This is a genomic window from Arthrobacter sp. TB 26, assembly GCF_000427315.1.
Classification (GTDB): domain Bacteria; phylum Actinomycetota; class Actinomycetes; order Actinomycetales; family Micrococcaceae; genus Arthrobacter.
The window spans coordinates 1-12,157 of record NZ_AUPJ01000316.1; the positions used below are offsets into that span (position 1 = coordinate 1).

Here is a 12,157-nt window from a genome sequence, read left to right on the forward strand (position 1 = left end):
AACTGGATAAGCGGGTTATCGCTTTGGGGTTTATTCCTCGCTCCGTGGGCGAGCTGAGGGTCTCTATCGATGATGCTCGCCGTCATACCCTCTGGTGCTTTGTCACTGGGTTTTGTTCGCAGTTTGGTCGCGACTGCGCTCTTCGGCGAAGCGGGGGTTCTTGCCGACAACGTAGCTCGACATGGGTGCGCCGGCGGCTCCCGCGTGGCGGGACAGAGTCTGCTTGCTGTATCCGAGCATGCGGGCAAGTGACGTGGCGTCAATTTCTTTGACCAGGCTCTGCAGGGTGGTGTTGCGGATGCCTTGGATGTTGACGCCCATCCCGCGCAGCTTCAGGAGGTGGGTGTTGGGGGATCGGGGTGCTCCTGCGCGGACGCCCGGGAAGAGCCAGCGTGTATCGCGGTTGACTGTCTGTTGGCCGGCGCGGTCCTGGAGGTGGGCCCAGAACATGGGTGCCAGCAGCTCGGGAATAGGTGCCGGATACCGGCCGAGACTGAGGAACATGCCTTTGCCGGTCACTTCGACGTCGTCGATGGTGAGCATGGCGATCCTGCCGATGGGGATGCCATAGAGCAGGAAGATCAGCCCCGCGATGCGGATCGACAAGGCGACGTTGTCGGCCTCGATGAGCTTGCGGACAAGGTCCAGGCGTTCCTGCTGGCTGAGGACGGGCGTCGTCCTGGCCAGCCGCGCAGCGACCTGGATGTCCTTCCCCGGCGTTTCCCGCTTGAGGTATTGGATGAAGTTCCGGATATGTCGACGGGTTGAGGTGCCCTCGGAGAGGTATTCGTCGATATGTATCTGGCGGAAGGAAGCTGCTGTCCGGCGGTGCTCATCGAGGAGCCAGCGGAGGAACTTTCCGGCCTCTGTGATCTCCTGCTTGGCCGAGCGCACGGCATAGTTCATGTTCTTCGTCGCGGATGACTCCGCCCGAAGTCTCTTGAGGTGATGCCAGCGGGCGAAACGCTCGATGGGGGCGTGGATTTCCGGCGTCGAGGAGAGCTGGTCGAGGCGTTCTTCCAGCCACTGCTCGAACATGGCCAGCTGCCGGTCTTCCTGTGCGGGCAGGATCCGGTTATGAGTGAGGATCGCGCGGACGTGCTCGACCGCCGGCGTCTTGGGCAGTTCGTCGAAAGCCCGGTGGGAGAGCTCGATCTCCCTGTCACCGATCCGTTTGAGCAGCCCGGCGGACCGGCCACCGTTGCTGCGCAGCCAGGTGTAGATGCTCTCCGGCCGCGTGGCCCCGGTCAATACCTTGATAAGGCGTTTGAGCCGCAGGTCGGGTGGGTCATTCGGCCTCAGAAGCTCCGTCAGATCGTTGGCGAGAACGCAGGTGATGCAGTGACCCCCGCGGAAGCGCTCGGCCTCGCGGCCGCAGTTGTCACAGGTGAGGTCCGTCGTGATGCCGGCGCATTCGCGACAGATGTCGTCGCCCGCATCCGTTCGACCTGGCAGCATTCTGTCGGCACCGCAGAGCGGGCATTGACCGTATCGGTGGGTTGCGTTCGTGAAGCATATTCCGCAGATCCGTCCGTCTGGCCAGCGGACCCGGATCTTTCCGGTGGTTCTCCCGCAGCGGTCGCAACCCTCGCTCGTCCTGTTTGATCGGGGACGACCGCGCGGCTTGAACTCACTGCTCATCGGGACGGGTAATGCGGGCGCGGACCGGGCGGTAGGCCTCCATCAGGGGGACATCCGTGCCGTCGCCGACGGCGGTCCGACGGCGCTGGGTGCGGGTTTCCGTTCCTGTGTAGGTAAAGATTTCGTTGGCTTCGACCTTGAAGATGTCGCAAAGTGCTGCCAAGACCTGGAAGGCGATCCGGTCCGGGTTCTGTCCGACGAGTCGGTAGATCTGCGACTCGGAGAGCGTGATGCCACGCTCCCGAAGCGGAGCGACCAGATCGCGGCTGTTGCGCATCCCGGCGCGTGCCATCAGCTCCTTGACGCGGAACTGGTAGTCGATTTGACGGTTCATCGTGATGCCTTTCCGGAAGGCGTTGTGGGTTTGGTCAGCAGCTTGCTGTTGCTGGCCAGGAGGGTTGTGTTGAGCACGCGTTCCAGTTCGCGCGCGGCGAAGTCGGGGGAGGGAAGTGTGTAGATCGTGGTCGTCGCTGTGTGCTCGTGGCCAACCTGCATCGAGATGAACTTGGTGTCATAGCCGTACTCGGTCTGCATGTGCGTGACATAGGACCGTCGCAGGGAGTGAAGGTCGAGCCCCGGCGGAAAGCCGAGTTCGTCGAGGAATCCGCGCATCCGATCCCGGAGGTTCTTTTCCGGAACCAGGCCGCCGCGGCCAGTCGGGAAGAGATCGCTGACAGGCTGCCCGTAGCGGGGAAGACCGCGTTTGACCCAGTCATCAACCGCCTCGGCTGCCCAGTCCAGGAGGGTCAGCACGGACCGCTGTTTCTTGGGGGAGCCCTTCTGCGACTTCCCGAACCGGACGCGCAGAATGCCGTAGTCGCCGAAGTACGGAGCCTTGACATTGCGGGAGAAATCGACCAGGCCGAGGTGACGGAGTTCGTCGCGCCGAAGGCCCCAACCGTAGGCGGTCTTGAAGGCGACGGCGTCACGCCACGCGGCAAGAGCGCCCTTGCGTCCGGAGTTTATGATCCGTTCGACTTCCAGGTCGGCTAGGTCGAAGAAGGCCTGCAGCTCCTCGAGAGTAAAGGCACGCTTCTCCGGACCCATATCGGCATCCTGGACGTGCCTGGCTTTGTTGAACTCGGTGATCACCTGGGAAAAGGTTGTCCCGAAGAGGCGCCCGCAGTTCTCGTTCCACGGGTATTCAGGGTTGGTTGCATACTCGCAAAACAGTTTGATGTCCGTCTGGTAGGCCCGGACAGTGGACAAGGCCAGGTTCTCGACACCGCGAAGATGGTCGAACAGCTCGTCCGCGTCGACGGGGGCCCACTCCCACGGATACTTGCCCGAGAAGTCCGCCAGGCGCATAACAGATGCGACCCGGCGCCTGGTCGTTTGCATGGTGAAGTTTTGCGCCGAGTGCGATCGCTTCCACCCGGTGAGCACCTCGCTCAGGAACCCGTCACGATCCGGCTCTCGATTAGGCAGCGGGAGGAACGCGAGACCGCCGAACTTATCACCCAAGGAGCCTCCTATGTCGACTGCAATTTTTGCAGTCAAAATGCAAAAAATGCAACAATGAGACACAAAATGCCTGATCAGACCCGGATTTTGCGACACAGGAAACCACAACAGTTCGCCTCGCCCGAGGTGATCCTGCGCGTGGCGAATCGAGCGAATCGCCTGGTCAGGGCCGATCTCGGCTCCTGAGCGATCGTTATCAGAAGTGGATGTATTCGCAGAAAATGCGAATAGCCTCTTTACGGGCTGACGTAACGGCCATTATCGGCGCGCCGTGCTCTATGTCAGCGGAACCAACAAATACTCGGACTACCCGCTAGGCGGCAGCAGACTGCCCGGCAGCACGTCCAGGTCAGCACGTTCAACCTCATCGGCTGCAGCAAAGCGCGTTTGCTCGGCATCATGGGCACAACGTAAGACTTCCCGAAGGAACAGATTTCGCGGGAGGTTGGACGTGCCCTGAAAAACCTCTACAGTCAAGGCGTTTTCCATGCCGCGACCGCCGTCCCGATACCGGTTCACGTTCCGGCCCTCCCATGACACCTCCCGCAGTAGCCGGCTGATGACTGAGGGCTTATGATCAGGTTCCATTCCCACGCAGTAGTGCTCGCCACCGGACACAGTCCTGGCATGGCAAAGGGCTGATACCCCAATCCTCATATGATCTCGTCTCCGGCCCATGGGCGGACTGACCGTATCCCAGGGTAGGGCTAGACAGTTTTGGGTGCCCACATCTTGCCCCGATATCGGAGCAGGATGGCATCTGCCGGCGTTCAAGCCTCCAGCTCCTCGCGCGCCTAGAGGCTCAACGAATTCCACGCCGTAACCTAGGGTCGGATCACTTAAGGGGAGTGGGTTGTGGCAAGTTCCGGTTCGTACAAGTACCTATATGAGCGTCTTGGTGATAAGCGGTTCCAACAGTTGTGCGGTGCACTCGTCGTTGACCGCTTTGAGGACGTCGCCGTCTTTCCAGTAGGTGAGAAGGACGGTGGTCGGGACATGACCTCCGGGACCGGGGCAAAGAGAACAATTCTTCAAGTTAAGTGGACCGGTGCGCGATCAAAGAAGCCTGCGTCGTGGCTCACGTCAACAATCAACGGCGAGGACTCTAATATCCGGCGACTCGTCTCCGAGGGATGCCAGAAATACATTCTGATAACCAACGTAGAGGGAAGCGCCACGCCCAAGAGCGGGACGCGAGATGAGATCGAACGAACTCTCGACGAGCTCGGCAAGAAGTATGGCATCCCGATGTCATGCATATGGGCATCCGACTTGGATGCCTGGGTTGATCTGGCTCCTTTTGAGATCAAGGCTGCGTATGTCGACATGCTGGCCGGTACAGACGCGCTCATCACCCTTCTGCGTTCCGAGTTGCTTCAGGACCGCGAGAGGCGAGAGCGTGATGTCCTCGTTACTTACGTGGCCACGCAGTGGGATCGTGACAAGCGGGTTAAGTTCAAGCAGGTCGACTTCGCCTCTGATCTGCTCACCGACTTCTTTGTCGACGTAGCAGGTCGACGAAACAGGAACCCACGGAACATGCACTTGCCGTCCATGAGCGTTGGGGCCGTGGCCAGGCATCTGCTTGCCCCTGAGACTCCCTGGCTGACTCTCCTAGAGGGCGTTCCGGGGCAGGGAAAGTCCACTGTGGCGCAGTACGTCTGCCAGGTGTACAGGGCCGAGTTCATTGGGCGCGAGCACTTGGCCGCGCGAAAAGAATCGCTGCCAGCGGACCAAACTAATGATCTGCGAGTAGCGATCAGGATCGACTTGGCAGACTACGCGGAATGGATTGGCGGCAACGACCCATATGCTGCAGTAGATCAGGCTGGGCGGAAAGCCAAGCCTCGCAGCCGGATTGACCTTGAGTGGTTCTTGGTGGACCACTTCGAAGCGGCCGCGCCTGGTCATAGCATGACCATCGAGGACATTCGCAGCATCCTTAACCGATTCCCAACCCAAATAGTTCTGGATGGCCTTGACGAGGTAGCATCCTTGGTGCTGCGCGAGAATGTAGTCCGCCATATCGACGAGTTCACAAGTCGGTGGGTCCAAGCGAGACCGGGGAATATGAGGATTCTCGTTACCACGCGACCCAATGCGTCGGGGCTACCGGAGCCAGCGCAGGATATTTTTGAGCGGATAGTTCTCCAGCCGTTAGACGAATCGATCAAGAAGCGCTACGTGCGGAGGTGGGCAGCGGCGCAGCACCTCGACAGCGCCGAGCGGCGCACTTTGGAACGTGTCTTTGGCGAACAGACGGCCGCGCCGCATGTGTCCCAACTTGCGGACAACCCGATGCAATTAACGATTTTGCTGCATTTGATCCGAACCAAGGGCGAGTCTCTTCCCACGGCGCGGACGAGTCTCTACCGGTCCTATATTGACCTGTTCCTTGAGCGAGAGTCCTTGAAGTCCAAAACTGTGCTCGAGAGCCGCGCCGATCTGGAGGAAGCCACTTCCTACTTGGGGTGGCTGATGCAGGCCCTCTCCGAGGTGGATGCATCTTCAACCCGCCTGCCAGCGCAGCGGATTATCCGAGAGATGACAGCCTATTTGGCCGTTGTGGAAAAGGCCAGTGCGCCCGTGAAAGTGTTGTTTGAGGCTATGCGGGACCGAGTCTGGGTTCTGACAAGCAAGCAGACCGGCACATATGAGTTCGATGTTCAGTCGATACGTGAATTCTTCACAGCTCGCTTTCTCTACGAATTCGCGCAAGCGGACACAGGCCACGACTACGAGCCTGCGGGTGCACTCATCGAGTTGCTCCCGCGAGCCTACTGGGCCAACACGGCCAGGTTCCTAGGCGGTCACTTTCAACCACGCGAGATTCCGAACGTGGCCGACCTGATTGAGGAACGGTTCAGCGAACTACCTGGTGGAAGGCAGTTCCAGACGACCGTTTGGACACTGCTGTGTGACGGCATCTTCAAGGAACGCGCGGCCAGCCAGAGGCGCATTGTGAACCTGTTCGCCGACGACCTTGGCGTCCGGCTGATTGCCTCGGAGATTGCCAGCGGATCGAAATTTGCGATCCTCGCGAAAGAGTATGGGGGCCTCGATCTTGGGGAACGACTCCGGACCGCGATTACGGCAGACGTGAGTTCGCCCCTGACCTCACCACGAAGCGAGATTGCCGCTGCCGTTGGTGATCGTGCGACGTTCAAATCTTGGTGGGCCGCCGAAGTCGAAAACGCAGCCGGTTCAAGTAGAGAAGCAGACTGGCTACATGTCGGCCGTGTCCTTCAACCAGGATTATCACTGGCTCCCACTACGGTTGACGCGTTGGCTTTAGACACTCCGGGGGCCGCACGTTCTGCCTTGGCAGCCGGGATCGCGCCCTACGAAGGCGGCTCTGGAGCGAAACGTCTGCTTGACTGGGTTCTTGACGGACACTGCTCTGAAACCTCCCCTAGTGGCACTTCCGAGGCCGCCGACCTTCTGCGGGTGGTCGCGCCTCACACCCTGATCACGATGGCGGGCGGCAATACGGCTTCGAACCGGCTCGTTGAGGTCGGACACGAAGTCCCCGAAACTTCCCAAAGCCAGCGAACTGCAGCATTGAAACGGCTAGCGGAGCGTCATGGTGACGGCCAACTGCAGGCCGCTCTACGGGTCAGGAAGGGAGAGAAGGGCACCACGAGCCGATGGGTCAACACCGCCCGCGCCTTGTCAGCAGCATATGGGCGACCAACATGGCTAGCCACTGAAATTGCGGCTGTTGCTGCCGCTCTGCCTAAGAGCGAAGTGCGGATAGGCGGCAATTTCACCAGAGATGCTGCTTGCTTCGGACCCGCCATGGACTATGGAACATGGCTTCCGGGTATAAGCATGAACCACGGCAAAGATGCCTGGTGGCAAGAGCAGCGGGTGTGCTGTAGCGACGACCATTCCAAGGCAGCCTGGGTCTTAGGATTGCTGGTTGCAGGCAGCCCAGCTGTCATCGGCAAACTGCTCCCGGAGATTGCAGAAATCGTATCCGCTTTGCCAGAAACGAATTTGCAAGCCCTTGTGTCATCTAGTAGCAGGATCGCTGGCTCTAAGATCTCACGTCGCCGGCCCCTGGAAATCACTGTTGATTGGGCTGAAGATACGGCGGTACGGCTGCTACTCGCTCACAATTCTGCGGATCCTAACGCTGTGATGGGAACCGACCGGACGCTCATCGCTGCCGCCGCGTCGTTTCCTGTCGGAGCATGGCCGGCAGAAATCGTCGCGACCCGAATGGCTCTAGAAGATCCCTCGCTCGAAAATCTTGAGCTGGTGGAATCCTTTGGGCCGGCCGGACTAGGAATCTTCCCCGTGGTTGAGAATCTGCCAACGGATGCTGCTGAATACATCCTGCGCAGCCCAAGCCTCTTCCCGAACGACTGGCTGGATATGGCGGACACGTCTCTGTCAAAAGGTCACAACGATAGGCCGCTGAAGACACACGCTGACGTCAGCTGGGGGTTCTAGGGCGAGGCAGCGATTGGTTCCTACAAGAAGGGAGGAGAACGAGGGATAAGGACACTGCATCGAATACAACAATCAATCGTCAGCTTTGCGTAACGTCCGGCAAAAGTAGTCTCGCACTCCGGGCCAAATTCTTTGGAAGTCGTCATGATTTCTCCGTCAAACTTCATTGGGCCTCTTCCCGGCCGACTTTGGTTCGACTAGACACCGTCATCAAACCCCGGGAGGAGGCTCCCGCCGCTTAAGCAGCAGGTTTCAGTAAGGAAATGGGCAGATCTCATGGCCACCGACGGGCAGTTTTCGTGGCCTTCAGTGGGCAGTTCCGTGGCCGCCCACGGGCAGTTTTTCATGGCCGCTAACAGAGGGCGCCTACAGAAGCGCCCGGTCCGAAGGGGTGGGGCCACCCGACACGGTCTTACAATGCGGATTCCGCCCTTAGGTCACTCGGGCCTTATAAGATCGAACTCGCTGCTGTAGGATCTATCTGCGAAGATTCTCGATTGCTCGCAGATATGCGTCGAGATTTTGTCGCCTTCCAACTGAGACTCCTTCGACGACCACACCTTCGACGGCCCCGTCGCTCAGGACCCGGTATACGAGTCGGAAACGCCAGTCGCCGCGACCAACGAAATCAGGGTCTGGATCGAAGTAGACCTTGAAGCAGTCGCTCAGATCGCCAGTCGCTAAGGATGTACCTAGAGGCTCACCAGAGAGAACGCCGTCCTTTACATCCACGAGAATCTGGATGGCCATTCTCTTACAGTTATCCGGGAGCTGCTTTATATCGCTTCTAAAGCCCTCAAGTACAGATATTTTTTCATAACCCATTTATGCTTCCGGACCCAGCCCCAGTTCGGAGACCAAATCGGCAAGAGGCATGGATGTCTGCGTGGCAATGCGATGGGCTGCTTCAGCTCGCATGCGAATTTCATCGATCTGAGGAAGCAGCTGTTCATACATTTCAATAGGAATGAGCGCAGCCTCTGGCTTACGATGCCCACCGATCAGGGCGGGCTCCGCAAGCACCCCCTCTCGTCGGAACGCTTTGAGGTGCCCTGTGAGTCCAGATCTGGCCTGGGTGACAGTTTCGATGGCGGCAATAGTCATGGTTGTAAGGCTAGCAAAGAACCTTCTTTCCGTCCAGAAACATGTACATGTTTGTGTCAGGCGTGACGGCCGAGGGGGCGTTCGCGGCCTCAGGAGCCGCCATGAGCGGGCCTGCGTGATTCATCAGATGCAATAATCACGGTTCAACTGGATAAGCGGGTTATCGCTTTGGGGTTTATTCCTCGCTCCGTGGGCGAGCTGAGGGTCTCTATCGATGATGCTCGCCGTCATACCCTCTGGTGCTTTGTCACTGGGTTTTGTTCGCAGTTTGGTCGCGACTGCGCTCTTCGGCGAAGCGGGGGTTCTTGCCGACAACGTAGCTCGACATGGGTGCGCCGGCGGCTCCCGCGTGGCGGGACAGAGTCTGCTTGCTGTATCCGAGCATGCGGGCAAGTGACGTGGCGTCAATTTCTTTGACCAGGCTCTGCAGGGTGGTGTTGCGGATGCCTTGGATGTTGACGCCCATCCCGCGCAGCTTCAGGAGGTGGGTGTTGGGGGATCGGGGTGCTCCTGCGCGGACGCCCGGGAAGAGCCAGCGTGTATCGCGGTTGACTGTCTGTTGGCCGGCGCGGTCCTGGAGGTGGGCCCAGAACATGGGTGCCAGCAGCTCGGGAATAGGTGCCGGATACCGGCCGAGACTGAGGAACATGCCTTTGCCGGTCACTTCGACGTCGTCGATGGTGAGCATGGCGATCCTGCCGATGGGGATGCCATAGAGCAGGAAGATCAGCCCCGCGATGCGGATCGACAAGGCGACGTTGTCGGCCTCGATGAGCTTGCGGACAAGGTCCAGGCGTTCCTGCTGGCTGAGGACGGGCGTCGTCCTGGCCAGCCGCGCAGCGACCTGGATGTCCTTCCCCGGCGTTTCCCGCTTGAGGTATTGGATGAAGTTCCGGATATGTCGACGGGTTGAGGTGCCCTCGGAGAGGTATTCGTCGATATGTATCTGGCGGAAGGAAGCTGCTGTCCGGCGGTGCTCATCGAGGAGCCAGCGGAGGAACTTTCCGGCCTCTGTGATCTCCTGCTTGGCCGAGCGCACGGCATAGTTCATGTTCTTCGTCGCGGATGACTCCGCCCGAAGTCTCTTGAGGTGATGCCAGCGGGCGAAACGCTCGATGGGGGCGTGGATTTCCGGCGTCGAGGAGAGCTGGTCGAGGCGTTCTTCCAGCCACTGCTCGAACATGGCCAGCTGCCGGTCTTCCTGTGCGGGCAGGATCCGGTTATGAGTGAGGATCGCGCGGACGTGCTCGACCGCCGGCGTCTTGGGCAGTTCGTCGAAAGCCCGGTGGGAGAGCTCGATCTCCCTGTCACCGATCCGTTTGAGCAGCCCGGCGGACCGGCCACCGTTGCTGCGCAGCCAGGTGTAGATGCTCTCCGGCCGCGTGGCCCCGGTCAATACCTTGATAAGGCGTTTGAGCCGCAGGTCGGGTGGGTCATTCGGCCTCAGAAGCTCCGTCAGATCGTTGGCGAGAACGCAGGTGATGCAGTGACCCCCGCGGAAGCGCTCGGCCTCGCGGCCGCAGTTGTCACAGGTGAGGTCCGTCGTGATGCCGGCGCATTCGCGACAGATGTCGTCGCCCGCATCCGTTCGACCTGGCAGCATTCTGTCGGCACCGCAGAGCGGGCATTGACCGTATCGGTGGGTTGCGTTCGTGAAGCATATTCCGCAGATCCGTCCGTCTGGCCAGCGGACCCGGATCTTTCCGGTGGTTCTCCCGCAGCGGTCGCAACCCTCGCTCGTCCTGTTTGATCGGGGACGACCGCGCGGCTTGAACTCACTGCTCATCGGGACGGGTAATGCGGGCGCGGACCGGGCGGTAGGCCTCCATCAGGGGGACATCCGTGCCGTCGCCGACGGCGGTCCGACGGCGCTGGGTGCGGGTTTCCGTTCCTGTGTAGGTAAAGATTTCGTTGGCTTCGACCTTGAAGATGTCGCAAAGTGCTGCCAAGACCTGGAAGGCGATCCGGTCCGGGTTCTGTCCGACGAGTCGGTAGATCTGCGACTCGGAGAGCGTGATGCCACGCTCCCGAAGCGGAGCGACCAGATCGCGGCTGTTGCGCATCCCGGCGCGTGCCATCAGCTCCTTGACGCGGAACTGGTAGTCGATTTGACGGTTCATCGTGATGCCTTTCCGGAAGGCGTTGTGGGTTTGGTCAGCAGCTTGCTGTTGCTGGCCAGGAGGGTTGTGTTGAGCACGCGTTCCAGTTCGCGCGCGGCGAAGTCGGGGGAGGGAAGTGTGTAGATCGTGGTCGTCGCTGTGTGCTCGTGGCCAACCTGCATCGAGATGAACTTGGTGTCATAGCCGTACTCGGTCTGCATGTGCGTGACATAGGACCGTCGCAGGGAGTGAAGGTCGAGCCCCGGCGGAAAGCCGAGTTCGTCGAGGAATCCGCGCATCCGATCCCGGAGGTTCTTTTCCGGAACCAGGCCGCCGCGGCCAGTCGGGAAGAGATCGCTGACAGGCTGCCCGTAGCGGGGAAGACCGCGTTTGACCCAGTCATCAACCGCCTCGGCTGCCCAGTCCAGGAGGGTCAGCACGGACCGCTGTTTCTTGGGGGAGCCCTTCTGCGACTTCCCGAACCGGACGCGCAGAATGCCGTAGTCGCCGAAGTACGGAGCCTTGACATTGCGGGAGAAATCGACCAGGCCGAGGTGACGGAGTTCGTCGCGCCGAAGGCCCCAACCGTAGGCGGTCTTGAAGGCGACGGCGTCACGCCACGCGGCAAGAGCGCCCTTGCGTCCGGAGTTTATGATCCGTTCGACTTCCAGGTCGGCTAGGTCGAAGAAGGCCTGCAGCTCCTCGAGAGTAAAGGCACGCTTCTCCGGACCCATATCGGCATCCTGGACGTGCCTGGCTTTGTTGAACTCGGTGATCACCTGGGAAAAGGTTGTCCCGAAGAGGCGCCCGCAGTTCTCGTTCCACGGGTATTCAGGGTTGGTTGCATACTCGCAAAACAGTTTGATGTCCGTCTGGTAGGCCCGGACAGTGGACAAGGCCAGGTTCTCGACACCGCGAAGATGGTCGAACAGCTCGTCCGCGTCGACGGGGGCCCACTCCCACGGATACTTGCCCGAGAAGTCCGCCAGGCGCATAACAGATGCGACCCGGCGCCTGGTCGTTTGCATGGTGAAGTTTTGCGCCGAGTGCGATCGCTTCCACCCGGTGAGCACCTCGCTCAGGAACCCGTCACGATCCGGCTCTCGATTAGGCAGCGGGAGGAACGCGAGACCGCCGAACTTATCACCCAAGGAGCCTCCTATGTCGACTGCAATTTTTGCAGTCAAAATGCAAAAAATGCAACAATGAGACACAAAATGCCTGATCAGACCCGGATTTTGCGACACAGGAAACCACAACAGTTCGCCTCGCCCGAGGTGATCCTGCGCGTGGCGAATCGAGCGAATCGCCTGGTCAGGGCCGATCTCGGCTCCTGAGCGATCGTTATCAGAAGTGGATGTATTCGCAGAAAATGCGAATAGCCTCTTTAC

General features: G+C 60.0%; 9 protein-coding genes. 1 reads left to right on the forward strand and 8 read right to left on the reverse strand.

The window, feature by feature from the left end:
- Nucleotides 1–102: 102 nt before the first annotated feature.
- From K789_RS0111925 to K789_RS0111935, 3 genes are all read right to left on the reverse strand, one after another.
- Nucleotides 103–1,458 carry a hypothetical protein gene (locus K789_RS0111925; RefSeq protein ID WP_024366786.1) on the reverse strand — a complete coding sequence of 452 codons (1,356 nt, stop codon included), beginning with the start codon at nt 1,456–1,458 and terminating at the stop codon, nt 103–105.
- Nucleotides 1,459–1,630: 172 nt separating this feature from the next.
- Nucleotides 1,631–1,975, reverse strand: a complete 345-nt coding sequence (locus tag K789_RS0111930; RefSeq protein WP_024366785.1) for a helix-turn-helix domain-containing protein — start codon at nt 1,973–1,975, stop codon at nt 1,631–1,633.
- Nucleotides 1,972–3,105 (reverse strand): tyrosine-type recombinase/integrase, encoded by a 1,134-nt coding sequence (locus K789_RS0111935; protein ID WP_024366784.1) that lies wholly within the window; start codon nt 3,103–3,105, stop codon nt 1,972–1,974. The genes K789_RS0111930 and K789_RS0111935 overlap by 4 nt, the downstream gene beginning before the upstream one ends.
- An 855-nt stretch (nt 3,106–3,960) precedes the next feature.
- Here K789_RS0111935 and K789_RS0111940 point away from each other — a divergent pair.
- Nucleotides 3,961–7,563 (forward strand): NACHT domain-containing protein, encoded by a 3,603-nt coding sequence (locus K789_RS0111940; RefSeq protein ID WP_024366959.1) that lies wholly within the window; start codon nt 3,961–3,963, stop codon nt 7,561–7,563.
- 477 nt (nt 7,564–8,040) lie between these two features.
- Here K789_RS0111940 and K789_RS0111945 read toward each other — a convergent pair whose 3' ends face one another.
- From K789_RS0111945 to K789_RS0111965, 5 genes are all read right to left on the reverse strand, one after another.
- The gene (locus tag K789_RS0111945) at nt 8,041–8,388 is read right to left on the reverse strand and encodes a hypothetical protein (protein WP_024366960.1); all 348 of its coding nucleotides are present in this window, start codon (nt 8,386–8,388) and stop codon (nt 8,041–8,043) included.
- Nucleotides 8,389–8,667, reverse strand: a complete 279-nt coding sequence (locus tag K789_RS0111950; RefSeq protein WP_024366961.1) for a type II toxin-antitoxin system Phd/YefM family antitoxin — start codon at nt 8,665–8,667, stop codon at nt 8,389–8,391.
- A 247-nt stretch (nt 8,668–8,914) separates the two neighbouring features.
- Complete coding sequence (locus K789_RS0111955; protein ID WP_024366786.1) at nt 8,915–10,270, reverse strand: hypothetical protein; 1,356 nt, start codon at nt 10,268–10,270, stop codon at nt 8,915–8,917.
- A gap of 172 nt (nt 10,271–10,442) precedes the next feature.
- Entirely contained in the window at nt 10,443–10,787 is a 345-nt protein-coding gene (locus K789_RS0111960) for a helix-turn-helix domain-containing protein (RefSeq protein ID WP_024366785.1), read from the reverse strand.
- Entirely contained in the window at nt 10,784–11,917 is a 1,134-nt protein-coding gene (locus K789_RS0111965; protein WP_024366784.1) for a tyrosine-type recombinase/integrase, read from the reverse strand. The genes K789_RS0111960 and K789_RS0111965 overlap by 4 nt, the downstream gene beginning before the upstream one ends.
- Nucleotides 11,918–12,157 lie beyond the last annotated feature (240 nt).

Coding starts and splice junctions, on each gene's coding strand:
- K789_RS0111925 (WP_024366786.1), bottom strand. CDS start 1,458: ATGCTGCCAGGTCGAACGGATGCGGGCGACGACATCTGTCGCGAATGC.
- K789_RS0111930 (WP_024366785.1), bottom strand. CDS start 1,975: ATGAACCGTCAAATCGACTACCAGTTCCGCGTCAAGGAGCTGATGGCA.
- K789_RS0111945 (WP_024366960.1), bottom strand. CDS start 8,388: ATGGGTTATGAAAAAATATCTGTACTTGAGGGCTTTAGAAGCGATATA.
- K789_RS0111950 (WP_024366961.1), bottom strand. CDS start 8,667: ATGACTATTGCCGCCATCGAAACTGTCACCCAGGCCAGATCTGGACTC.
- K789_RS0111955 (WP_024366786.1), bottom strand. CDS start 10,270: ATGCTGCCAGGTCGAACGGATGCGGGCGACGACATCTGTCGCGAATGC.
- K789_RS0111960 (WP_024366785.1), bottom strand. CDS start 10,787: ATGAACCGTCAAATCGACTACCAGTTCCGCGTCAAGGAGCTGATGGCA.